The sequence below is a fragment of the uncultured Ruegeria sp. genome, assembly GCF_947504215.1.
Classification (GTDB): Bacteria; Pseudomonadota; Alphaproteobacteria; order Rhodobacterales; family Rhodobacteraceae; genus Ruegeria.
Genome location: NZ_CANNGO010000006.1, coordinates 1 through 22301 on the forward strand (window position 1 = coordinate 1; position 22301 = coordinate 22301).

Below are 22301 nucleotides of genomic sequence, written 5' to 3' on the forward strand. Positions count from 1 at the left end.
AACCTACGACCAATTGATTAACAGTCAACTGCTCTACCGCTGAGCTACGCCGGAACGGTTCGCGCCGTATAGCAATCAGATTTCACGACGTCCAGAGGGCGGTGTTAAGTTTTTTCAACGAAAGAACGTGACCGTGCTGAAGACGCAGAAATACGGCCGAATGTAGGTACGTGTCTGAGGGGAAATTGGCTCCGGCGGTAGGGATCGAACCTACGACCAATTGATTAACAGTCAACTGCTCTACCGCTGAGCTACGCCGGAACGGTTCGCGCCGTATAGCAATCCGGATTCTACGCGTCCAGAGGGGAAGCGTGTGAATTTCAAAAAAATCGTTGCGGCTAGGAACTGCGGCTAAAGACTGCCTTTGCTGACAGACGATCCGTGAAGGAAACCTGAGATTTACCTTCCAGATCAACGAGATGGGCAAAGACGTTACGTTCGGCGGCAGGAAGCAGAGCAGGCGGCGTGTTCGTATAGATGCGTTCAGCCAATTGGCGCGCAGTTCCGGGCGCGTCTTCAAGTGCGGATAGGATCTGAGCCTCGCGCCCCAATCTGTGCTGAATCAGCCAATCCAACCGGCCGGCCGGGTCGGTGATCGGTGCGCCGTGCCCCGCGTGAAACACCGACCAGTCACGCGCCCGCAGCCGGTGACAGGCCGCCATGAAATCGGTCAAGTCACCGTCGGGTGGTGACACCAACGAACTCGCCCAGCCCATAACATGATCGGCGGTAAAACAGACATCGCCCCAGGCCAGCGCAATATGATTGCCCAGGTGGCCCGGCGTATGGATCACTTCAAGATCCCAGCCATCGCCACGGATCACCTCGCCATCGCCGATTTCGACATCGGGGCGAAAACGGGTGTCGATGCCTTCGCCACCCCCGGCCAGGCCATGTCCTGCTAAGTGAGTCATTACTGCGCTCCGACCAGCTTCCGGGCCACCAAAGGCAATAATCGGAGCGCCCGCTCGGGCCGCCAAAGATGCGGCCAGCGGGGAATGGTCCAGATGGCTGTGCGTGACAATGATGTGGCTGATCCGCTGGTTGGGCTGCAGTGCCTCCAGGATCGCGGATAGATGCGCGTCACTCAGCGGGCCGGGGTCGATGACGGCAATGTCATACGTTCCCAGCAGATATGTATTGGTGCCGCGATAGGTCATCGGCGATGGATTCGGGGCCAGAATGCGCCTGAGCCCGGGTTGCATTTCGACGGCAATACCGGGACGCGGGTTGAAATCATCAGGTGCCTGCATTCTGCGCTCTTCCTCTTGTCGGGGCAGCCCGCTAGGTTTAGCGCATGTCCACACAATGGCTCAAACCCTATATGCCTCGCAGCCTGTATGTCAGGGCCGCATTGATTCTGGTTTTGCCGGTCATTGTGCTGTTGCTGGTCGTGGGAATTGCCTTCCTGCAGAGGCATTTGGAGGATGTCACGTCGCAAATGACCCGCGCCGCTTCGCGCGAAGTCAACCTTGTTACAGGCGCTATGGCTGAGGCCGAGACACAGCAGCAGGCATTGGCGGCCATTCGGCCTGATTTGGCCGCGCTTGAGATGCAAGTCCGTTTTCTGGGCATAAATGAAGAACCGGATATCGGGCGGCGTCGCTGGTACGATTTCATTGCTCCGCAGGTCGAGACTGATCTGCGGGCAAACTTGCCGGATCTGATTGCGGTTGCATTGCCCAGCAGTCAGGAGGCACGGCTATACTTACCGACGCATCTTGGGACGTTGCAGCTGACCTTTGATCGAAGGCGACTGTCGCCAGCGGCACCGCATCAGTTGATTGTAACGATGGTGTTCTTTGCCATCATCATGACCTCGATCTCGTTTCTGTATATGCGCAATCAACTGCGCCCAATAACACGCCTGGCCAACGCGGCGCAGGCATTTGGCCGCGGTCGGATAGAGCCATACTCGCCAAGTGGTGCAATCGAGGTACGGGCCGCAGGTAACGCGTTTCTGGACATGCGGGCGCGGATCGAGCGGCAAATGGAGCAGCGAACCCTGATGTTATCCGGTGTCAGCCACGATCTGCGCACGCCGCTGACGCGATTGAAGCTTGGCCTTTCAATGTTGCCCGAGGAAGAGGCGGCACCGCTGCAGCAGGACGTCACTGAGATGCAGGCTCTGCTGGATGCCTTTCTGGATTTCTCTCGCGGAGCAGCCGATGGCGCCACCGAAGAGGTTCATCCCGAGGCTTTTGTGCGTCAGATTGTCGATGATGCCAGACGGGCAGGGTACGAAGCCGATTTGGTGAGTGTTGAGGGGCAAGGCACAGTTATGTTGCGTCCTACGGCGATCCGCAGGGCGGTGGAAAACCTGATCGGGAATGCGGTTCGATATGGCACCAAGGCCGATGTCAGCCTGAGCCTTAATCCCAAGTCTTTACGCATCCGCGTCGAAGATGATGGTCCAGGAATTCCAGCCGATCAGCGTACTGAGGCTGTCAAACCGTTCACCCGCCTTGATCCGGCTCGCAATCAGAATCAGGGCAGCGGTGTGGGGCTTGGCTTGGCCATCGTTGCCGACATCGCCCGTGCGCATGGCGGCACTTTACGCCTTGCCAAAAGCGAACGATTGGGTGGATTGTGCGCGGATATTATTATCGGACGCTAGCGAGGCAAAATTTTGGGGGAAGTGTGCCAACTTTTTTGGTCTGGCGGTGATTCTGGTAGGCCCGGAGGGACTTGAACCCCCAACCAAAGCGTTATGAGCGCTCTGCTCTAACCAATTGAGCTACAGGCCCGCCTGAGGGCCTTGGGTATCACGGTGAACGCCCGCGTCAAGCCTGACCGTTGCATGCGCGCGCACAATCGAATAACTCGCGCTGCAAAGCACTCATGAGGGACTGACCATGACAGCGGGCAAGAACGGAATCACCTATGCCGATGCAGGTGTGGACATTGATGCGGGCAACGCGCTGGTCGATCGGATCAAGCCCGCCGCCAAGCGGACCAACCGTCCCGGTGTCATGAGCGGCTTAGGTGGCTTTGGCGCTTTGTTTGATCTGAAGGCTGCCGGTTATACCGACCCAATTCTTGTCGGCGCCACGGACGGCGTCGGAACAAAGCTGCGCATTGCGATCGACACAGGTGTCGTGGATGGCGTTGGCATCGATCTGGTCGCGATGTGCGTTAATGACCTGATTTGCCAAGGTGCCGAGCCGCTGTTTTTTCTGGACTACTTTGCGACCGGCAAACTGGATACAGATACTGCTGCCCGGATCATTGAAGGCATTGCAGAAGGCTGCGCAAAATCAGGCTGTGCTCTGATCGGTGGCGAAACAGCCGAAATGCCAGGGATGTACCCTGACGGGGATTTCGATCTGGCCGGATTCTCGGTTGGTGCGATGGAACGGGGTGCGGATTTGCCAGACGGCGTTCAGGCGGGTGATGTGCTGTTGGGGCTGGCCTCGAACGGGGTGCATTCCAACGGCTATTCGCTGGTTCGCAAACTGGTTGAACTGTCCGGGTTGGGCTGGGATTCGGCATCTCCCTTTGGTGACGGTTCGTTGGGCGAAGCTCTGCTGACGCCAACGCGGCTTTATGTGAAGCCAGCGCTGGCGGCAATCAGGGCAGGGGGCGTGCATGCCTTGGCGCATATCACAGGCGGCGGCTTGACCGAGAACCTTCCGCGCGTTCTGCCCGAAGGCATGGGCGCGCAGGTTGATCTAAACGCCTGGGACCTGCCGCCCGTGTTTGGGTGGATGGCACAGACAGGGGGCATCGCCGAAGCTGAAATGCTGAAGACGTTCAACTGCGGCATCGGAATGATCCTTGTCTGCGCTGAAGATCGTGCAGCAGATTTGGCTCAACTGCTGCAGGATGCAGGTGAAACCGTTTCACGGCTTGGAGAAATCACAGAAACATCTGGCGTTGCCTATTCGGGCAAGCTGTTGTGAGCCACAAGCGCGTCGCCATTCTGATTTCTGGCGGTGGGTCAAACATGATGTCCCTGGTGGACAGCATGGTTGATGATCATCCCGCACGCCCTTGTCTGGTCTTGTCAAATGATGCGACGGCGGGTGGGCTGAAAAAAGCTGCTGACCGGGGCATTCCAACGGCGGTCGTAGATCATCGCCCGTTCAAAGGCGATCGGGTGGCATTCGAGGACGAATTGGCAAAACCGCTCCTGGACGCGAAACCTGACATCGTTTGCCTTGCAGGTTTCATGCGCGTTTTGACCGGCGGTTTTGTGTCGCAGTTTCAGGGGCGGATGCTGAATATTCACCCGTCACTGCTGCCGAAATACAAAGGCCTGCACACACACGCCCGCGCGATCGAGGCAGGTGATGCGGAACATGGTTGTACAGTGCACGAGGTCACCGCTGCGCTCGATGATGGCCCCATTCTGGGTCAGGCACGCCTAGGGATCGCGCCGGATGACACGCCCGACACGTTGGCCGCGCGCGTGTTGGTGTGGGAACACAAATTGTACCCGGCTGTTTTGAGTCGTTATGCTGAAGGCAACAGGTCACCCCTTCTGTTGCCTTGATATTTCGTGGGTGATTTACACACGCACGGAATTCGTCCTATGGTCGCCTCTATCGCTCGGGACTAGGCAAAATCGGGCAATTTCAAATAACAAGAGCAAGAATAGTACGGCGCATGAAAACCCTGAAGACGACGCAAGAGCTGGCCGAATTTTGCAAGGCCGCTGCGGACTACCCCTATATCACAGTGGATACCGAATTTCTGCGCGAACGGACTTACTATTCCAAACTCTGCCTTGTGCAGTTGGCGGTTCCCTCAGAAGATGAAGATAGCGCAGTTCTGGTCGACCCTTTGGCCGATGGTTTGTCGCTGGACCCTCTTTATACGCTGTTTCGGGATGAAAACGTGGTCAAAGTGTTCCACGCCGCCCGGCAGGATCTGGAGATCTTCTGGGTCGAGGCCGACGTGTTTCCGAAACCGTTGTTCGACACTCAGGTGGCGGCCATGGTCTGCGGATTTGGCGAGCAGGTTGGGTATGAAACGCTGGTGCGCAAGATCTGCAAGCAGGGTGTCGACAAAACCTCTCGGTTCACCGATTGGTCACGACGCCCTTTGACCGAAGCGCAGAAAACCTATGCCTTGGCGGATGTTACCCATCTGCGCCGAATCTATGAACATCTTGCGGCCGAGCTTGAAAAAACCAGCCGCAGCCATTGGGTGGCGGAAGAATTGCGCACCCTGACCCAGCCTGCGACATACGATATCCAGCCCGTAGATGCGTGGAAGCGTGTCAAAACACGAACGAATTCGGCCAAGTTTCTGGCCGTGGTGCGCGAACTGGCGCAATTCCGCGAAGCACATGCGCAGCAAAACAACGTGCCCCGCAACCGGGTGTTTAAAGATGATGCTTTGATCGAACTGGCGTCGACCAAACCAAAATCTCCTGCTGATCTGGGGGCGTCGCGTCTTTTGCTGCGCGAAGCGCGCAAAGGCGCGATTGCGGACGGTATTCTTGCTGCGGTAAAGCGCGGGGTGAACTGCCCGCCGGAACAATTGCCTAAAATCGACAACAGCCGCGACAAACTGAAAGTCAATCCAGCCCTGTCTGACCTGCTGCGGGTTTTGCTGAAATCAAAAACCGAAAGCTCGGGTGTGGCGGCCAAGCTGATCGCGACCAGTTCCGAGCTTGATCAGATCGCAGCAGGCGAACGCGAAGTTCCTGCCATGTCTGGCTGGCGTTTTGAAGTATTCGGGGAAGATGCCCTTAAGCTGTGCGAAGGTAAAATCGCATTGGCAGCCAAGGGACAAACGGTTCAGGTTGTTTCGCTATAGCGGAACTTAGCGCCGCCGCGATTCCAACGCGTTCTGCTGACCCACCACACGAACCAGACGAACGGCCTGCAAATCCTGGCTAGAAATGTTGATGGCGTCCGATACCATCCGGGACCGTTCCGAACCTTGCCGGGTCTGGTAAGTCGGGTAGGTTACCCGAAAGGTGAACTCCATAACGCCGTTTTTGTCATTCTCTTCAGATGTCACGGGCACCAGACGGGCATCAAAAGCCCCTTGGCGCAAGGCAGTGCCAGATGCGTAAATGATCGCACCCGTGGGTGTTGCATCGATCCTAAGCTCATCTATCTTGGCGATTGCTACGCTTCGGTCTTCTTCTTCGGGGCGCGAAAACAGTCCCCTGTTACCGCTTTGCTGCGGGATCAGTGCGTCAGCGTCATCCGGCGATGTTTCAACAGGGGCAGGCGTACTGGACCCAAACCAGTTGGAAGGGTTCACCCGCGAGTCGCGCCAGCTGTTGCAGGCAGACAAGGTCAATACGGCGACGAACAGAACAGACAGAGTTTTTTGCATAGACCCACAGCTTTTGGCACCAATTCAAGCAATGGGTTAGCGCAATTTCCGCGCCTTGAAAAGCCACGCCGGGGGCTGGACAGGCGCCTATCGTCGGCATAGGTGACAAATGTGACCGCAACGGAAGGATCGTCGCACCATGGCAACGCCCGCCTTTGAAGACATTGTAGAGGATTTCGAGTTTCTGGAGGACTGGGAAGACCGGTACCGCCACGTCATCGAGCAGGGCAAAGCGATGGAGCCGCTGAACGACGCGTTCAAGGTGCCGGCGACCAAAGTGAACGGATGCGCAAGCCAGGTGTGGTTGCATCCGATGATCGAAGGCGGCGTGTTCAAGTTTGACGGAGACAGCGACGCCCTGATCGTGCGCGGACTGATAGCCGTTCTGCGATCACTCTATAATGGTTTGCCCGTTGCCGAGGTTCCAAAAGTTGATGCCGGCGGTGAACTCGCGCGTTTGGGGTTGAACGACCACCTGTCGGCACAACGGTCAAATGGGCTGCGATCCATGATCGAACGCATCCGGGACGTTGCTCAGGAAAACGCGTGATTTTATGTTTTAGACGGGCGATTGGCCCAATCTGACATCGTTGTCTCCAGATCACCGTAGCCCGTCAAACGTCGCTCGAACGCCAAGCCCATCTTGTCAGCACACGCGCGCGCACGCTCTGTCAGGTTCGGATCATCGGTTTGTGCCTGGTAAACCAGTTTGGTGTAGTTGCCAAAATACATGTCTCGCAGCTCTGGGTGCCGGTCTAACCCCAAGGGTTTCCAGACAAAGGCATCAAATTGACGGGCAAGAAAATCCGTTAGATAAAAGGCGGTAGTCTCATCCTCTCCGCGCTCTGCGAAGATTTGATTGCCTTCGAAAAAAGAATAGCAGTGGGGCCCTTTGATCATTTCAACACCCAATCGGTCACACGCTTTTTCCAACAGACCGCCCGTGCCGCAATCGGCGTAAACGACGAAGATCTGATCGTATTGGTCTTTGTGTTTGAGGACCGAATCCTCGACCGCCTGCGTGATCCGTTCGGGATGGACGTGCAGAATGGCGGGCAGGCAGGTCAAAGCCAGATGATCCCAGCCGTTGCGCTTTTTGATATCCAGAATCTCACGCGCCAACGCACCGCAGGCAATCAACAAGATGCTGCCATTGCCTTGGCTTGAATAGCCTTGAGTTGTCAGTCCCGCGTCATCCGGCAGGTTTTCTTTCTGCATGGCTCAGGTTCCTAGTCGGCTGTATGCAGAAAAGAACGAAAGCGAGGTCAAGGCAAGCCTTGGACCGACATCTGATGTCAGGCCGCCGACGCCCGTGCCTCATACGAGGCCAGCATTGGGCGTGCGGTAGGCCCATATGTGCTGATGCCGTCGGCTGCCAGCTCAGGGAACAGCGAGAGAATTTCCTGACGTGCTGCATCATCCAAGCTGTTCCATCCCTGAATCCCGGGATGAAAGCTCTCACTCAGGCAGCCTTCGGCCCAGACCAGTTCGTGCTGATCAAACATCAAGTGGAAATATGTGACGGCCCCGCCGGGGAGAATCCTGATATCTCGGCCATTTACCAGTTGTTTTGCCGGAAGCAGAGCTTCGGCGTGGCCGGTATGCAGTTCGATGCGCCAATCTTCCAACAGCATCCGGTGTTGTTGCGAGACCAACAGGTCCCGCTGATTGCCCAATGCGCCTGCTTGAATTAACACAGGTGAAAAAGGTCCCTGCGCTTGCACCGTGCGCTGACCAATCCATCGCAGGGTTTGCAGGCCGTGATCTAGCGTTTGAATTTTGTCACCAACGCTCAGCTGCTCCACAGATCTCTCGCCGCAGTTCGTTCTGATCAATGTGCCGGATGTGAAGCAAGTCACCAGATCCCAGCTTTGCCGGTTTGCCGTCAGACCCGAGAAATTGTTCCCGTTCAGGCTGTTGAGGGTGATGGAGCGGATGGCCCCTGCTTCAAGCGCAACTTGGTCCGTGTTTGCCGTAAACTCGGGCATCAGGTAGGCATTGCCATTCACGTCCTGCGCGACCACGGCAGTAATGTTTGCTGTGGTCCCATCAATGTAAGTGATGGTCGCATTGAAAATGGACGTGCCATCGAAGGTCTGTGTCGGTCCGCCGTCGATTGAAAATTGATCGTTTCCGACAGTATTGTTCATTTCGAACACCGAGCCGGGGTTGCCAACGGGGGACCAGGTTACAGCGTTATTGAGTAGGGCGTTGCCCGAAGCGCCAAAAGTCTGGCCCACAAGCGCAGATGCGTTTTCGGCGATATTGTTGCCTTCGAAACTGTCGATATCGGCAATGTTGCCAAGAGAAATGGCAGTAAAAGTAGTGGGCACTGGAACCTCGGAACTCTGGTAACATATTCTAACTGGGCACTAGTTAGAACACGTCGATCCAAATCTCAATTTAGAATTCCGGTCAGGCAAACAGTTGAACAAAAAAAGCCGCCCAAAAGCGGGCGGCCCTTATTGAACTATTGGATTTGTAGTCAGCCAGCCAGTTGATTGTGCTTACGAGACACGAATTCCTTTGCGGTTTCCACGGCCACGGCAGCATCGCGGCAATAGGCATCAGCTCCGATGGCTTTGCCGAATTCCTCGTTCAACGGCGCGCCGCCGACAAGAACAATATAGTCGTCGCGCACGCCTTGTTCGACCAACGTATCAATGACGACTTTCATGTAAGGCATGGTCGTGGTCAGCAGGGCAGACATGCCCAGAATATCGGGCTGCTCGGTCTCCAGCGCTTCCAGGTAGTTTTCGACCGGGTTGTTGATGCCCAGATCAACCACTTCGAAGCCTGCTCCTTCCATCATCATCGATACAAGGTTTTTGCCGATGTCGTGAATGTCGCCTTTGACGGTGCCGATTACCATCTTGCCCACACGCGGTGCGCCGGTTTCGGCCAGCAGCGGCTTCAGGATTGTCATGCCGCCCTTCATGGCGTTGGCGGCCAACAGAACCTCAGGCACGAACAAGATGCCGTCACGGAAGTCGTGGCCAACAATCGTCATGCCGCCAACCAGCGCCTTGGTCAGAATGTCGTAAGGGGTCCATCCGCGTTCCAGCAGGATGTTCACGCCTTCCTCAATCTCTTCCTTCAGGCCATCATAAAGATCGTCGAACATCTGTTCGACAAGTTCGTCGTCGTTCAGTTCGGACAGGACAATGTCTTCTTCGTCGGACATGGGGATTCCCTGAGCTGTTCGGGCGCGCAGCCCGTGGTGGCATTTGTCCCGTTTTGGCCAAAACGTCGCAGCCTGACTGTGACGATTGCGACCTCGGCGGTTTCGTGACCGACCTATACGTTAAAATCTTGGACCACTCGACAGAATTTTCTGCAAGATCATCCTGCATTTGGTTCAGGTTATGACGAACGATACCTTTCACCGGATTTTCCTCCATCGTGTTTCGATGCCGTCGTTTTTCAAATTGCACTGCCTTGCGAATTAAGCGGCCGCCGCCTATGTTGAGTAAGAACAAAGAGCGAACAAAAAATGAGTCATCCGTCTAGTATCCGTGGTCGCGGCGCAGCATCCAATGCTGTTGGGCGTTTTGAACGCTATACAACGGTTGCGACAGATGATGGGTGGTGTGTGGAAGAAGACTTGCCACCGCTACGGACAGAAGTTCGAGACGAAGTGGCGCGCAGCTTGATCACTTACAACCGCTCACCGGATCTGCCGTTCGATCGGTCGATAAATCCCTATCGCGGGTGCGAGCATGGTTGTGTGTATTGTTTTGCCCGTCCAAGCCACGCCTATCTGGGGATGTCGCCGGGGCTGGACTTTGAAACACGCCTGATCGCCCGACCCAATGCGCCCGAGGTGTTGCGAAAGGAACTGTCTTCCAAGGGTTATCGGGTTGCACCAATAGCGTTGGGAACCAACACAGACCCTTACCAACCGGTCGAAAAAACGCGTTTGATCACTAGGGCCTGCCTGGAAGTGCTAAGCGAGTTCAACCACCCGATAGCGATTGTGACCAAAGGCGCGTTGATTGAGAGAGATCTAGATATTCTGGCAGATATGGCGCACCGAAGCCTAGTGCGCGTTGGCATATCGCTGACTACACTCGACAGCGGTTTGTCGCGGCGGATGGAACCGCGCGCGCCGTCACCGCAGCGACGTTTGCAGATAATAAGACGATTGACTGAAACGGGTGTGCCAGTGCGCGTCATGACGTCTCCGGTGGTGCCCGGCCTGACGGATCATGAGTTGGAGCACCTGTTAGAGGTGGGCAAAGAGGCAGGCGCGGACGTGGCCAGCTGGATCATGCTGCGCTTGCCACGGGAAGTGTCCGAGCTTTGGCAGGACTGGTTGGCAGAGCATGAGCCAGCGCGGGCTGACAAGGTGATGACCCATCTGCGCGACATGCATGGCGGGCGCGAATACGATCCGCGCTGGGGTCACAGAATGCGGGGCGAGGGCGAGTATGCCCAGATGATCGGCAAGCGTTTCAAGCTGGCAATCAAACGTTTGGGGCTGGCAACGCAGTCCGAGCCGCTACGATGTGATTTGTTTTCGAAACCACCCCAGGCAGGTGATCAACTTAGCCTGTTTGAATAGAAAACGCCCCGGAAGACCGGGGCGCTTTTTCGTTCTATGCGTTTTAATCAGCGCTTTTCGATGTCGACGTAATCGCGGCTTGTCTCGCCCAGGTATAGCTGGCGCGGACGGCCGATCTTGTTTTGTGGATCCGCAATCATCTCTTTCCACTGGCTGACCCAACCGACGGTGCGCGACAGCGCAAAGATCGGTGTGAACATCGAGGTTGGGAAACCCATCGCTTCGAGGATGATGCCCGAATAGAAGTCCACATTCGGGAACAGCTTCTTCTCCGCGAAGTAAGGGTCTTCCAAGGCTTGTTTCTCGAGCGCTTTGGCGACCTGCAGTTTCGGGTTGTTCTCGATACCCAGCAGATCCAGAACCTCATCCGCCGATTGCTTCATCACTGTCGCGCGCGGGTCGAAGTTCTTATAGACACGGTGGCCAAAGCCCATCAGGCGGAATGGATCACTCTTGTCTTTTGCACGATCAATGTATTCCGGAATGCGATCGACGCTGCCGATTTCTTCCAGCATCTCCAGGCACGCCTGATTGGCGCCACCATGGGCCGGCCCCCAAAGACAGGCGATCCCGGCAGCCACACAAGCAAACGGATTTGCCCCAGATGACGAAGCAAGGCGCACAGTCGAAGTCGATGCGTTCTGTTCATGATCTGCATGCAGGGTAAAAATCCGGTCCATCGCACGGCTCAGGATCGGGTTGACCTCATATTCTTCGGCCGGAACGCTGAAGCACATGCGCAAGAAGTTTGACGCGTAATCAAGATCGTTGCGCGGATAAACGAAAGGCTGACCGTTGTGGTATTTGTAAGCCCAGGCCGCGATGGTTGGCATCTTGGCGATCAGGCGGTGCGATGCCACCTCTCGTTGATGCGGATCCGAGATATCGGTTGAATCGTGGTAGAAAGCTGACATCGCGCCAACGACACCGACCATGATCGCCATTGGATGCGCATCCCGACGGAACCCGCGATAGAAATACTGCATCTGCTCGTGCAGCATTGTGTGGCGCGTAATGGTGGTTTCAAACGTCTCGAGCACTTTTGCATCCGGCAGCTCTCCGTATAGCAGCAGGTAGCAAACCTCGAGGAAATGGGATTTCGCAGCAAGCTGTTCAATCGGGTAGCCGCGGTGCAGCAGCTCGCCTTTGTCGCCGTCAATATAGGTTATGGTGCTGTCACAGCTGGCGGTCGAGGTGAATCCGGGGTCATACGTGAATACCCCTGCCTGGCCGTACAGCTTGCGGATGTCGACAACATCAGGCCCGGCGGTCGGCGAATGAACCGGCAACTCATACTCTTTACCATGAACGGTCAAAGTGGCTGTTTTATTGCTTTCAGTCATGGTTGTCCCTTCTTCATTCATGCGCAGGTCAAGACGCCGTCTGACCTTGCGGGCAACGGCTGCGCGCAGGGGCGCAGTCCGGGTGTTAGCAGTGCAGCGTTACCCGATTATGAAGCTTGGGCTACTTCGCTGCTTCTGAAAGTCGCGCCAGGGTTTCATCTCGTCCCAGCACAAGCATCATGTCAAAGACCGAAGGTGTTACCGCCCGGCCTGCCAATGCAGCCCGAAGTGGGCCCGCCAGCTTACCGAACTTGAGCTCCCTTGCCTCGGCAAAGGAATTCAGAGCCTCCTCCAGCTCGTTCCGGCTCCAGCTAGCATTTTGCAGATGCGGCGTCAATTCTTCCAGTATACCATCGGATACAGAATTCAGAGCCTTTCCCGCTTTTTCATCCTGAGTGATAGGGCGTTCGGTCAGTACAAAATGCGCTTTTTCAAGGAGTTCGGGGAAAGTTCTGGCCCGATCTTTGAGGCAATACATCGCACGTTCCAGATCACCGGATTGTGTCTGCGTGAGCGAAGGAAGGTCGGCTGCGGCCAGGTAATCTTCTATCTCATGCCGCAATGCAGCATCGTCAGACAATGCGATATGCTGTCCACACAGGTTTTCCAGCTTTTTCAGGTCGAAACGAGCAGGGCTTTTGCCGATTCCATTCAGATCGAACCAGTCTTTGGCCTGTTCATCGGTGAAAAATTCATCGTCCCCGTGGCTCCAGCCCAGACGAGCTAGATAGTTGCGCATACCGGCAGCGGGGTAGCCCATGGCCTGGTATTCCTGCGCCCCTAGCGCGCCGTGACGTTTGCTGAGCTTTTTGCCGTCTGGGCCGTGAATGAGCGGAATATGGGCCCAGACCGGCACATTCCACCCCATGGCCTCGTAGATCATCATCTGGCGCGCGGCATTGTTCAGGTGATCGTCACCGCGGATCACATGGGTCACACCCATATCGTGGTCGTCCACGACCACAGCCAACATGTAGACGGGCGTGCCGTCAGATCGCAGCAGGATCATGTCGTCCAACTGATCATTTTCGATGGTGACATCACCCTGAACCTGATCCCTGATCACCGTCGCACCGACCTGAGGCGCTTTGATGCGAATGGCAAAGGGCGTATCCGGATGCGTCGCCGGGTCAGCCTCTCGCCAAGGGCTGCGGAACAGTGTTGACTTCCCCTCGGCCCGGGCCTGTTCACGGAATACGGCAATCTCTTCCTGGGTCGAGAAACACTTATACGCTTTGCCTTCGGCCAGCAGTTGATGCGCAACTTCGGCATGGCGGGATGCGCCATCGAATTGAGAGATAACATCGCCATCGTGATCCAACCCGAGCCACGCCATACCTTGCAGAATGGCCGCCGTGGCTTCGGGGGTCGAACGCTCGCGGTCAGTGTCCTCAATCCGCAGCAGGAATTGACCGCCGCGGCCGCGCGCATAAAGCCAATTGAACAGCGCCGTGCGCGCGCCACCGATGTGCAAAAATCCGGTGGGCGAGGGGGCAAAACGGGTGACGACCTGATCGGACATTTTGTTGATTAACCTTTTGGTAACCGCGAAGGGCATAGTTTGGCGACTGTCTAACGAGCCCGAAGGACGGGGGCAACCATGCGTGTTCTTGCACGGGCCGAGGCTGCGCTGCTGAACCAGACCGGGTATTTGTTTCCCTGGTCTCCGGTATGCCTGGCCATCGGTATCGGCCTCTACTTCGGATTACGGTTCGAGCCTGAGTGGCCGATCTATGTCGGTCTGGGCGGCGCGGTTTTGGCTCTGCTTGGCCTAAGCCGTGCGCCGTTGCCCGGTTGGGGCCCGTTAGCAATCGGGGGGGCGCTGGTCGCCGTTGGTTTCATACTGGCGGGCGCGCGCGCCCACATGGTGGCAGAACCGGTTCTGTCGTGGCGGTACTATGGCCCGGTCGAGGGGCGGGTCGTTGCCATGGACCGTTCTGCCTCGGATGCGCTGCGTCTGACGCTGGACCAGGTGCGCTTAGGGGACGTACCAGCGGGCCGCCGTCCGCAGCGCATCCGAATTTCCGTCCACGGTGACGCGGTCCCGATCGCGCCCGGGCAACGGATTATGACAACGGCACACTTGTCGCCCCCGCAGGGCCCGGTTGAGCCCGGCGGTTTCGACTTTCGGCGTCACGCGTGGTTTCAACGCCTTGGTGCGGTTGGGTATACGCGGGTACCGATCTTGACAATCGCGCCTCCTGGCGAAGGGGTTGGTGGAGTTCATATCACCGCCTGGCGGATGGCGATTTCTCAGCGCGTTCGCACGGTTCTTCCGGGTGAAGTCGGGGGCTTCGCAGCGGCCGTCACCACAGGCGATCGCAGCGGCATGGGGCAGGCGACGCTGGATGGTTTAAGGGCATCGAACCTGGCGCATTTGTTGGCGATTTCTGGTCTGCATATGGGGTTGCTGACTGGGTTTGTCTTTGTGTCCTGCCGAATCGGCCTGTCGGCTGTCCCATCGCTGGCCTTGCGGATGCCGGTTCGCAAAGTGGCAGCAGCTTGTGCGATGGTTGCGGCGGTCATCTATCTGATGTTGTCAGGCGGCAACGTTGCGACAGAGCGTGCCTTTGTCATGGTCAGCGTCATGTTCGGTGCGGTGTTGATCGACCGGCGCGCCATTTCACTGCGCGCAGTGGCTGTCGCCGCCCTGATCGTGTTGGTTCTGCGCCCCGAGTCTTTGCTTAGCCCCGGATTCCAGATGTCTTTCGCGGCCACCACTGCATTAGTGGCCGTGTTTGGTATGCTGCGCGACTTTAGGTCTGTATCCGTTCCAAACTGGCTGAAACCGGTGATCGGGGTAGTGTTGTCCTCGGCCATTGCAGGTCTGGCCACAGCTCCGATCGGTGCGGCACATTTCAATACGATGTCCCACTATGGGCTACCGGCGAACCTTTTATCGGTTCCCGTCATGGGCATGATCGTGGTTCCGTCGGCGGTTGTTGCCGCGTTGCTGGCACCCATTGGTTTGGAAGCGGTCGCATTGAACGTCATGGGTATCGGCTTGCGCTGGATCCTAAGCGTTTCCAAGTGGGTTTCGGGATTGGATGGCGCGCAAGGACATGTTGTTAGCCCGCCAGCGTTTGTACTGCCTCTCATCGCATTGGGAGCGTTGTGGCTGGCCTTGTGGCAGGGACGGGCAAGATGGGGCGGCATTGCGCCAATAGCGATCGCCTTTCTGTTATGGAACCCAGGGCACCGGCCAGACATTCTGATTGCTGAATCCGGAGGTTTGGTGGGGGTAATGACAGAACACGGCCGGGCCTTGAGCAAAGAAAAAGGCAGCGGTTTTGTGGCAGGGGTCTGGTTGGAAAACGATGGCGACGGGGTGGACCAGATCCAGGCGGCGCTGAGGTGGCCCGAAGAAGCAGGCAAAATCCGACGTTTCACATTGTACGACAAAGAGGTCGTTCACCTAACCGGCAAACGGGCTGCACAGGGCTTTGATGAATGCCACGACAACCAGATCATCATCTCGGCAGTCGCGCTTGATCTTAAGGGGAACTGCGGACTGTATGATCCGGACCGATTGCTCAGAACTGGTAGTCTGTCGTTCTCGGATGGGAAACTGACCACCAGCGCAGCTGAGACAGGTCATCGGTTGTGGTCCCCGAAAAGCCCCGGGAACCTTCTGTTGCAAAAGGATCAATAGGTTCGGATCAGACCGACCAAACGCCCCTGAACCTTCACCTTGTCTTCGGGAAGAACACGGGTCTCATAGGCCGGGTTCGCAGCTTCCAGTGCAATAGCCTGACCGCGGCGGAAAAAGCGTTTCAGCGTGGCTTCCTGATCTTCGACCAAAGCCACGACGATATCGCCGTTATCCGCAACCGCAGATTCTCGGATGACAACCACATCTCCGTCATTGATCCCGGCGTCGATCATCGAGTCGCCGCGAACCTCTAGCGCATAGTGGTGACCCTGGCCCGAAACCATTGGCCCGGGAACGGCAACCTTGTGCGACACATGGCTTATCGCCTCAATGGGAACACCGGCGGCGATCCGGCCCATAACGGGCAATTCCAGCGCATCAACCGAGACGGGCTCGAAATTGGCCGGACGTGGGCTGGACGGCTTGTCACCTTCAATCACGCGCGGGTTAAACCCGACTGTGGGTTCGCCGCCGAGGCTTTCGGGCAGCTTCACAATCTCGATGGCCCGCGCGCGGTGGGCAAGGCGCCGGATAAAGCCGCGTTCTTCCAGCGCTGTGATCAATCGGTGGATGCCGGATTTCGATCGCAAGTCCAGAGCGGCTTTCATTTCGTCAAAACTGGGCGGAACACCGTCCGCCTGCACGCGTCTGTGGATGAACTCCAACAAATCCAATTGCTTCTTGGTCAGCATCGCTCACACCTCGTCGCTCATGCGTTTTCTTTTGTTCTACGCATGTTCACGTTTTGTGTCAACCGGATTGCGGCAATACTAGATTGGCAGATATCTCACCGTATCGCCAATTTGCAGTGCCGGATCCTGCGGGGGGCGAACCAAAAGAGCGTTGGCCTGCGCCAAAACACTCAGCAGGGAACTGTCCTGATCTGCGCAGGCGCGAATGCCGTTTTGATCCACAATCGCCCGCATGTAATGCTCTCGCGGACCATTGGCGTCGAGGCACTCCAACAGGGTTGTATGCTGAAACGGGGGGACGGTCTGTTCCAGGCCCAGCATGCGCCGCACCATCGGGGCCAGGAACAAATAGCCGCATACCATGGCGCTGACAGGGTTTCCGGGCAAGCCAACCATTGCCGCATCCCCCATACGCCCGGCCATCAAAGGTTTGCCAGGGCGCATCCGGATTTTGTAGAATGATCGCTCCATCCCTAGGGATTGAGAGACGTCGGACACCAGATCGTAGTCCCCGACAGAAGCGCCGCCGATCGTGACGACCAGATCCGCGCCCTTTGCCATATCAAAGGAAATCTCAAGCGAAGACACCGTGTCCTGCGCTATGGGTAAGACCCGAACATGGGCGCCAAGCCCTTCAAGCATCGCCTTGAGGCCAAATGTATTCGACGCGATGATCTGATCGGGGCCGGGCGTTTCACCCGGCATGACAAGTTCATTTCCGGTTGAGATCAGGGCAATTTCAGGCTTTTGCGCGACAGGAACCTTGGGGACGTTCATCGCTGCCATCAACGCGACATCTTCTGCGCGGAGCAAACGCGGGGCCGTGATGGTGGTCCCTTTGGTGAAATCTACACCTGTTGGACGAATATTGGTCTTTGACCCGGGCGTGTCGCTGACGGTAATCAAGTCGCCGCGCCGGTCCACATCTTCTTGAATAATAACGAAATCTGCGCCTTCGGGAACCGGCGCGCCAGTAAATATGCGAACGGCCTGACCGGGCCCAACCGCACCTTCAAATCGTTGCCCTGCTGCCGCTTCGCCAATGACTTTGAACATGGCGTGCCGTTCAACTTCGGTTGCCTGAACCGCGTAGCCATCCATGGACGAGGCTGCAAATGGTGGCTGATCCCGGGTCGCAGCTACGTCCTGTGCCAGAACGCGCCCCGCAGATTGAGCCAGATGAACCTGTTCCACAGGTAGGGGCGCGACCAGATCAAACAGCAGCGCGCGGGCGTCTTCGACGGTAATCATTCTGCCTCGTAACGCCCTGACTTCCCGCCATCTTTCAGGAGTACACGAATACCGCAGATCTCCATCGCCTTGTCGACAGCCTTCGTCATATCATAAACGGTCAGAGCCGCGGTCGACACAGCGGTCAGGGCTTCCATTTCGACACCGGTTTGCCCGGAGGTCTTGACGGTGGCTTCGATCTGCACACCGGGAAGGTCTGGATCCAATGTCAGTTCCACGGCGACTTTGGTGATGGGCAAGGGATGACAAAGCGGGATCAGATCGGGCGTTTTTTTGGCCCCCATGATCCCGGCCAGACGTGCGATTCCTAGAACATCGCCCTTCTTGGCGCGACCTTCTGAAATGATATCAAAAGCTTCCGTGGCCATCTTGATGTACCCGGCAGCGATCGCGACCCGATCTGTGACAGTTTTGTCCGAGACATCCACCATATGCGCCTGACCTTGCGCGTCGAAATGGGTAAGTGGCATCACATCACTCCGGGGATCAGCGGGTTAGCCAACAAATGACGTGTGGCCGTCGCCACATCGTCCTGCCGCATCAGGCTCTCTCCGATAAGGAAGCACCGCGCACCGTAACGGGCGATATCGGATAGATCCTCGGGTGTGTTCAACCCGCTTTCGCAGATGATTGTCCGGTCTGCCGGCACCAGTTTCGACAACCGCCGTGTTGTATCAAGGCTGGTTTCGAAGGTCTTGAGATTGCGGTTATTTATTCCAATCAGGGGACTTTTCAGATTTGCAGCGCGTTCCAATTCCGCTTCATCATGGACCTCGATCAGAACGTCCATTTCCCAGTCGAACGCGGTCTGTTCCAACTCGGCGGCTTGTTCATCTTCAACCGAGGCCATGATGATCAGGATACAATCCGCCTCCAAAGCGCGGGCTTCGACGACCTGATAGGGGTCGTACATGAAATCCTTGCGCAACGCAGGCAAGGACGTCGCCGCACGCGCTTGAGTCAGATAATCCTTAGCGCCTTGGAAACTAGGCGTGTCGGTCAGCACAGACAGGCAAGTCGCGCCGCCATCTTCATAGGCTTTGGCCAAAGCCGGAGGATCAAAGTCAGGGCGGATCAACCCTTTGGATGGGCTGGCCTTTTTGACCTCGGCGATCAGTCCATAGCCTTGGCGGGAGGCGGTTTGTAAAGCTTCCGCAAAACCGCGCACTTCGGATGCGTTTTTTGCTTCGCTTTCAAGTTGTTCTAGGGACTTGCTCGCCTTATCCGCAGCTACTTCTTCCAGTTTATACGCTTTGATTTTGTCCAGTACGGTTTCGGTCATGCGGCTTCCTGTGTCATGCGGGCCAAGGCGGTGATTTTGTCTTTCGCTCTTCCGCTGTCGATGCTTGCAGCGGCCACTTCGACGCCTTCCCGCAGGTCGCTCACAGCGTCGGCCACAACCAGTGCTGCAGCTGCGTTTAGCAAAACAGCGTCGCGATAGGCCGAAGGGGTGCCGTCCAATAATGCGCGGAAGGCATTGGCGTTCTCTTCCGGAGATCCGCCAAGAATGTCCTCGAAAGGGTGTACCGGAAGGCCAGCATCTTCGGGATGCAATTCAACCTCTTTGACGGTTCCATCTTCCAAAGACGCCACCCAGCTGATGCCAGTAATAGTCAATTCGTCTGTTCCGTCGGATCCATGCACCAGCCAGGCATGCTCAGATCCCAAAAGGCCCAGCGTTTCTGCCATTGGACGGATCAGGTCCCGGCTAAAGGCGCCGGTCAGCTGGCGCTTTACGCCTGCGGGGTTGGTCAGTGGCCCAAGGATGTTGAAAATCGTGCGCGTGCCAAGTTCCTGCCGCGAGGGCATGACATGGGCAATGGCTGGATGATGCATCGGCGCCATCATGAAGCCAATTCCGACCTCTTCTAGCGCGTTTTCAACGGTTTGCGGGCCGACCATAACGTTGATACCCATCTGACCCAACGCGTCTGCAGCGCCTGATTTGGAACTGAGATTTCTATTGCCGTGCTTCGCCACAGTAACCCCAGCGCCAGCAACCACAAAGGCCGTCGCGGTTGAGATGTTCAGCGTACCTTTGCCATCTCCACCGGTCCCAACAATATCCATTGCACCAGCCGGCGCTGTTACAGCGTTACACTTGGCACGCATGACTGCAGCGGCAGCCGCATATTCTTCGACCGTTTCGCCCCGTGTCCGCATTGCCATCAACAGCCCGCCAATCTGGCTGGGCGTTGCTTGACCATCAAATAGAATCCCAAAGGCCTGTTCAGCTTCGGCACGGCTCAGGGGACGATCGGCGGCTGCTCCGATCAGTGGCTTTAACGCGTCGCTCATGCCGGGACTTTCAATTCTTGCAGGAAGTTCTTGAGCAAGGCATGGCCGTGCTCGGATGCGATGGATTCCGGGTGGAATTGGACACCGTGCATCGGCAGCTGTTTATGTTGCAGCCCCATGATCGTGCCGTCTTCCAGTTCAGCCGTGATTTCCAGGCAATCGGGCAGGGTGTCTCGGTCGACGATCAGGGAATGGTAGCGTGTCGCCTCGAACGGTGATGGAAGGCCGGCAAAAACGCCTTTGCCTTTGTGATGCATCATGCCCATCTTGCCGTGAACGATTTCGTGGCATCGCACAACCTTGCCGCCAAAGACCTGCCCGATGGTCTGATGCCCAAGACAGACACCCAAAAGCGGGGTTTTCGTTTCGGCAGCAGCTTGCGTCAGTGCAAGGCAAATCCCGGCTTGATCGGGGTCGCAAGGCCCGGGGCTGAGTAAAATGCCAGCCGGATTCATGGCCATTGCTTCCTGCACATCAAGCGCGTCATTGCGGCGAATAACCATTTCGGCGCCAAGTTCGCCCAAATAATGTACCAAATTGTAGGTAAACGAGTCGTAGTTGTCGATCAGCAGCAGCATGTGGGCACTTATCTCGGCTTGGGCATTTCAGGCTGGCGATGCAGCCCCTGGCCACGGTATAATGTCGGGACATACATGCTCAGGCTTGTGCGGCAGCGTCAAGGGGACATCCCGTTCCGGGCGCGACAACAGGTCGAGCGTCGCAAAAGATGGCGCAACGGTGAGCGGGCAGGATAGAGGCGAGAGGCAGCAGTAATGGGCGGATTTTTCGGAGGAATGATCGTCGGGACGGTCGTTGTTTTGATCATTGGCGCGGTTTTGTCACTGAACACGCCGTTGGCCAACAAACCGGTTGTGGCATCGCAGGCACCCGACGCAACCGAAGTCGAGACACCCGAGGCTTCGGTCGAAGCTGTCGAGGCTGGGGCCGACGCGGATCTGGTCGAACTGGCCCCGCGTGCGCCAAAAGCCGCCGGGGATGGGTCTGATGATCTGGCTGATCTGACGGGACTTGAGGAAGCACCTGATACACAGCCTTCAATTGGTGGAGCAACACAGGGATTGGAGCAGCCTGAACCGTCGGCTTCGACCGAGGTTTCTGTTGTGACAGACACTCCGGCGGCGCCGCCGACGCCGAGTACCGCTCCGGCCCTTCCTCCGGAGGACGAGCAACCCTTGGTGATCGACGACACGCCTGCACCCCTTGTCGAGCCAGAGGGTGAAGAAGTTGCCGTGCTTCAGCCGGAACCCACGCCTGAAACGCCATCTGTTGGCGCCGAGGCTGAGGAAGAAAACCCTTTCGAAAACAGCCCAATTGCGGTTGAAGGTGACGAGGATACGATGCCGCGCGAACTGCCCCGGATCGCCGCATTGCCGCAGATCGGGGGCGAGCAACCAGTTGAAGACAGCTCAATAGTGGGCAAGCGAGTAGTCCCTCTGACCGAGCGGGACACTGCCCCCGCGGAAGAAGCGAGCGCTGAAAGTGAAGTAGCACCGGGCCCGCCGATCGACGCCTATGCAATCCCGTTTGAAAACCCAGACTCCAAACCGTTGATGTCGATCATTTTGATTGATGATGAAGGCGCCTTTGGGGCCGAAGCGCTGCAGGATTTTCCTTATCCGATCAGCTTTGCCATCAGCCCCTCGGACCCGAATGCGGCAGAAAAGATGGCACGCCACCGTGCCGCCGGGTTCGAAGTACTGGCGCTGGCGGACATGCCCGAAGCGGCGAGTGCGCAAGATGCCGAAGTCTCGATGGCCGTCTGGCTTGATACGCTGCCCGAGACTGTTGGGATTCTTGAAGGTGTTGGGACCGGCATTCAGGGCAACCGAAAGCTGGCCGATCAGGTTGCGGCCATTGCGGGGGGAACGGGTCGCGGTCTGATCACACAAGACAATGGTTTGAACACCGTCCAAAAGCTGGCCGCGCGCAATGGCATCCCGTCGGGCGTGGTGTTTCGCGACATAGACGGGGCTCGGCAGGATCCCAAGATCATGCGCCGGTTCCTAGATCAGGCGGCATTCCGTGCTGGTCAGGAAGGGACAGTTGTCATGTTGGGACGTGTGCGCCCAGAAACGATCTCGGCTTTGCTGCTATGGGGGCTTGAAGATCGTGGAAACCGGGTCGCCATGGCGCCGATTTCGGCCGTCATGATGCGTGAAGTTCAGTAGAACTTGCACGTTTTG

Annotated in this window: 21 protein-coding genes and 2 tRNA genes; 8 read left to right on the forward strand and 15 right to left on the reverse strand. The window is 57.1% G+C overall.

The annotated features are described in order from the left end of the window. Window positions 1-186 precede the first annotated feature (186 nt). Both Q1B21_RS12300 and Q1B21_RS12305 read right to left on the reverse strand, forming a co-directional pair. Window positions 187-261 (reverse strand) — tRNA-Asn (locus Q1B21_RS12300). 77 nt (window positions 262-338) lie between these two features. Beyond that, the gene (locus tag Q1B21_RS12305) at window positions 339-1253 is read right to left on the reverse strand and encodes an MBL fold metallo-hydrolase (RefSeq protein ID WP_299889735.1); all 915 of its coding nucleotides are present in this window, start codon (window positions 1251-1253) and stop codon (window positions 339-341) included. Window positions 1254-1297: 44 nt separating this feature from the next. Here Q1B21_RS12305 and Q1B21_RS12310 point away from each other — a divergent pair, with 44 nt between their 5' ends. Beyond that, window positions 1298-2617, forward strand: a complete 1320-nt coding sequence (locus tag Q1B21_RS12310; RefSeq protein ID WP_298934906.1) for an ATP-binding protein — start codon at window positions 1298-1300, stop codon at window positions 2615-2617. 53 nt (window positions 2618-2670) lie between these two features. Here the strand turns inward: Q1B21_RS12310 and Q1B21_RS12315 are convergent. Further along, a tRNA-Ile gene (locus tag Q1B21_RS12315) sits at window positions 2671-2747 on the reverse strand. A 108-nt stretch (window positions 2748-2855) separates the two neighbouring features. Here Q1B21_RS12315 and purM point away from each other — a divergent pair. From purM to rnd, 3 genes are all read left to right on the forward strand, one after another. Then, a complete protein-coding gene (purM, locus tag Q1B21_RS12320) occupies window positions 2856-3902 on the forward strand; it encodes a phosphoribosylformylglycinamidine cyclo-ligase (RefSeq protein ID WP_299889737.1) in 1047 nt (348 codons plus the stop codon). Next, window positions 3899-4495: a phosphoribosylglycinamide formyltransferase gene (purN, locus tag Q1B21_RS12325; RefSeq protein WP_299889739.1), complete on the forward strand. Its 597-nt coding sequence runs from the start codon at window positions 3899-3901 to the stop codon at window positions 4493-4495. The genes purM and purN overlap by 4 nt, the downstream gene beginning before the upstream one ends. A gap of 113 nt (window positions 4496-4608) precedes the next feature. Continuing rightward, a complete protein-coding gene (gene rnd / locus Q1B21_RS12330) occupies window positions 4609-5766 on the forward strand; it encodes a ribonuclease D (protein WP_298934909.1) in 1158 nt (385 codons plus the stop codon). A gap of 6 nt (window positions 5767-5772) precedes the next feature. Here the strand turns inward: rnd and Q1B21_RS12335 are convergent, their stop codons facing one another. Beyond that, window positions 5773-6297, reverse strand: a complete 525-nt coding sequence (locus Q1B21_RS12335) for a hypothetical protein (RefSeq protein ID WP_298934910.1) — start codon at window positions 6295-6297, stop codon at window positions 5773-5775. Window positions 6298-6436: 139 nt separating this feature from the next. Between Q1B21_RS12335 and Q1B21_RS12340 the strand changes: the two genes are divergently transcribed. Further along, on the forward strand, window positions 6437-6847 hold the full coding sequence (locus tag Q1B21_RS12340; protein WP_298934911.1) for a SufE family protein: 411 nt from the start codon (window positions 6437-6439) through the stop codon (window positions 6845-6847). A 2-nt stretch (window positions 6848-6849) separates the two neighbouring features. Here the strand turns inward: Q1B21_RS12340 and Q1B21_RS12345 are convergent, their stop codons facing one another. From Q1B21_RS12345 to Q1B21_RS12355, 3 genes are all read right to left on the reverse strand, one after another. Next, the gene (locus Q1B21_RS12345; protein WP_299889742.1) at window positions 6850-7515 is read right to left on the reverse strand and encodes a DUF1638 domain-containing protein; all 666 of its coding nucleotides are present in this window, start codon (window positions 7513-7515) and stop codon (window positions 6850-6852) included. 77 nt (window positions 7516-7592) lie between these two features. After that, window positions 7593-8630, reverse strand: a complete 1038-nt coding sequence (locus Q1B21_RS12350) for a Hint domain-containing protein (RefSeq protein WP_299889744.1) — start codon at window positions 8628-8630, stop codon at window positions 7593-7595. A gap of 152 nt (window positions 8631-8782) precedes the next feature. Then, complete coding sequence (locus Q1B21_RS12355; RefSeq protein ID WP_298934914.1) at window positions 8783-9481, reverse strand: B12-binding domain-containing protein; 699 nt, start codon at window positions 9479-9481, stop codon at window positions 8783-8785. Between the two features lie 309 nt (window positions 9482-9790). On the opposite strand from Q1B21_RS12355, the gene Q1B21_RS12360 reads away from it, so the two are divergent. Beyond that, window positions 9791-10861 carry a PA0069 family radical SAM protein gene (locus Q1B21_RS12360; RefSeq protein ID WP_299889746.1) on the forward strand — a complete coding sequence of 357 codons (1071 nt, stop codon included), beginning with the start codon at window positions 9791-9793 and terminating at the stop codon, window positions 10859-10861. Between the two features lie 47 nt (window positions 10862-10908). Here the strand turns inward: Q1B21_RS12360 and gltA are convergent, their stop codons facing one another. Together gltA and gltX are read right to left on the reverse strand one after the other, a co-directional pair. Further along, a complete protein-coding gene (gene gltA, locus Q1B21_RS12365; RefSeq protein ID WP_298934916.1) occupies window positions 10909-12204 on the reverse strand; it encodes a citrate synthase in 1296 nt (431 codons plus the stop codon). 121 nt (window positions 12205-12325) lie between these two features. Next, window positions 12326-13726, reverse strand: coding sequence for a glutamate--tRNA ligase (gene gltX / locus Q1B21_RS12370; protein WP_299889748.1), 1401 nt, complete (start codon window positions 13724-13726; stop codon window positions 12326-12328). Between the two features lie 78 nt (window positions 13727-13804). On the opposite strand from gltX, the gene Q1B21_RS12375 reads away from it, so the two are divergent. Continuing rightward, the gene (locus tag Q1B21_RS12375; RefSeq protein WP_299889750.1) at window positions 13805-15856 is read left to right on the forward strand and encodes a ComEC/Rec2 family competence protein; all 2052 of its coding nucleotides are present in this window, start codon (window positions 13805-13807) and stop codon (window positions 15854-15856) included. On the opposite strand, the gene lexA is transcribed toward Q1B21_RS12375, so the two are convergent. From lexA to Q1B21_RS12405, 6 genes are all read right to left on the reverse strand, one after another. Beyond that, window positions 15850-16548: a transcriptional repressor LexA gene (gene lexA / locus Q1B21_RS12380; protein WP_299075590.1), complete on the reverse strand. Its 699-nt coding sequence runs from the start codon at window positions 16546-16548 to the stop codon at window positions 15850-15852. The two genes, Q1B21_RS12375 and lexA, sit on opposite strands and share 7 nt — an antisense overlap. 78 nt (window positions 16549-16626) lie before the next feature. Further along, window positions 16627-17799, reverse strand: a complete 1173-nt coding sequence (glp, locus tag Q1B21_RS12385; protein WP_299889753.1) for a gephyrin-like molybdotransferase Glp — start codon at window positions 17797-17799, stop codon at window positions 16627-16629. Next, window positions 17796-18269 carry a cyclic pyranopterin monophosphate synthase MoaC gene (gene moaC / locus Q1B21_RS12390; RefSeq protein ID WP_299889755.1) on the reverse strand — a complete coding sequence of 158 codons (474 nt, stop codon included), beginning with the start codon at window positions 18267-18269 and terminating at the stop codon, window positions 17796-17798. The genes glp and moaC overlap by 4 nt, the downstream gene beginning before the upstream one ends. After that, window positions 18269-19081, reverse strand: a complete 813-nt coding sequence (trpC, locus tag Q1B21_RS12395) for an indole-3-glycerol phosphate synthase TrpC (protein ID WP_299889757.1) — start codon at window positions 19079-19081, stop codon at window positions 18269-18271. The genes moaC and trpC overlap by 1 nt, the downstream gene beginning before the upstream one ends. After that, window positions 19078-20097, reverse strand: coding sequence for an anthranilate phosphoribosyltransferase (gene trpD, locus Q1B21_RS12400; RefSeq protein ID WP_299889759.1), 1020 nt, complete (start codon window positions 20095-20097; stop codon window positions 19078-19080). Before trpD ends, trpC begins: the two co-directional genes overlap by 4 nt. Next, a complete protein-coding gene (locus Q1B21_RS12405) occupies window positions 20094-20675 on the reverse strand; it encodes an aminodeoxychorismate/anthranilate synthase component II (RefSeq protein WP_298934924.1) in 582 nt (193 codons plus the stop codon). The genes trpD and Q1B21_RS12405 overlap by 4 nt, the downstream gene beginning before the upstream one ends. Before the next feature lie 195 nt (window positions 20676-20870). Here Q1B21_RS12405 and Q1B21_RS12410 point away from each other — a divergent pair, with 195 nt between their 5' ends. Continuing rightward, window positions 20871-22286: a polysaccharide deacteylase family 2 protein gene (locus Q1B21_RS12410; protein WP_299889761.1), complete on the forward strand. Its 1416-nt coding sequence runs from the start codon at window positions 20871-20873 to the stop codon at window positions 22284-22286. The last annotated feature ends 15 nt before the right edge of the window (window positions 22287-22301 follow it).

What these genes read in the sequence shown, in the direction of transcription:
- trpD (WP_299889759.1), bottom strand. Translation starts at nt 20,097, where the DNA reads ATGAGCGACGCGTTAAAGCCACTGATCGGAGCAGCCGCCGATCGTCCC.
- lexA (WP_299075590.1), bottom strand. Translation starts at nt 16,548, where the DNA reads ATGCTGACCAAGAAGCAATTGGATTTGTTGGAGTTCATCCACAGACGC.
- Q1B21_RS12335 (WP_298934910.1), bottom strand. Translation starts at nt 6,297, where the DNA reads ATGCAAAAAACTCTGTCTGTTCTGTTCGTCGCCGTATTGACCTTGTCT.
- Q1B21_RS12355 (WP_298934914.1), bottom strand. Translation starts at nt 9,481, where the DNA reads ATGTCCGACGAAGAAGACATTGTCCTGTCCGAACTGAACGACGACGAA.
- glp (WP_299889753.1), bottom strand. Translation starts at nt 17,799, where the DNA reads ATGATTACCGTCGAAGACGCCCGCGCGCTGCTGTTTGATCTGGTCGCG.
- Q1B21_RS12310 (WP_298934906.1), top strand. Translation starts at nt 1,298, where the DNA reads ATGTCCACACAATGGCTCAAACCCTATATGCCTCGCAGCCTGTATGTC.
- Q1B21_RS12360 (WP_299889746.1), top strand. Translation starts at nt 9,791, where the DNA reads ATGAGTCATCCGTCTAGTATCCGTGGTCGCGGCGCAGCATCCAATGCT.
- Q1B21_RS12375 (WP_299889750.1), top strand. Translation starts at nt 13,805, where the DNA reads ATGCGTGTTCTTGCACGGGCCGAGGCTGCGCTGCTGAACCAGACCGGG.
- moaC (WP_299889755.1), bottom strand. Translation starts at nt 18,269, where the DNA reads ATGCCACTTACCCATTTCGACGCGCAAGGTCAGGCGCATATGGTGGAT.
- Q1B21_RS12305 (WP_299889735.1), bottom strand. Translation starts at nt 1,253, where the DNA reads ATGCAGGCACCTGATGATTTCAACCCGCGTCCCGGTATTGCCGTCGAA.
- gltX (WP_299889748.1), bottom strand. Translation starts at nt 13,726, where the DNA reads ATGTCCGATCAGGTCGTCACCCGTTTTGCCCCCTCGCCCACCGGATTT.
- gltA (WP_298934916.1), bottom strand. Translation starts at nt 12,204, where the DNA reads ATGACTGAAAGCAATAAAACAGCCACTTTGACCGTTCATGGTAAAGAG.
- rnd (WP_298934909.1), top strand. Translation starts at nt 4,609, where the DNA reads ATGAAAACCCTGAAGACGACGCAAGAGCTGGCCGAATTTTGCAAGGCC.
- trpC (WP_299889757.1), bottom strand. Translation starts at nt 19,081, where the DNA reads ATGACCGAAACCGTACTGGACAAAATCAAAGCGTATAAACTGGAAGAA.
- Q1B21_RS12405 (WP_298934924.1), bottom strand. Translation starts at nt 20,675, where the DNA reads ATGCTGCTGCTGATCGACAACTACGACTCGTTTACCTACAATTTGGTA.
- Q1B21_RS12340 (WP_298934911.1), top strand. Translation starts at nt 6,437, where the DNA reads ATGGCAACGCCCGCCTTTGAAGACATTGTAGAGGATTTCGAGTTTCTG.
- Q1B21_RS12345 (WP_299889742.1), bottom strand. Translation starts at nt 7,515, where the DNA reads ATGCAGAAAGAAAACCTGCCGGATGACGCGGGACTGACAACTCAAGGC.
- Q1B21_RS12410 (WP_299889761.1), top strand. Translation starts at nt 20,871, where the DNA reads ATGGGCGGATTTTTCGGAGGAATGATCGTCGGGACGGTCGTTGTTTTG.
- purM (WP_299889737.1), top strand. Translation starts at nt 2,856, where the DNA reads ATGACAGCGGGCAAGAACGGAATCACCTATGCCGATGCAGGTGTGGAC.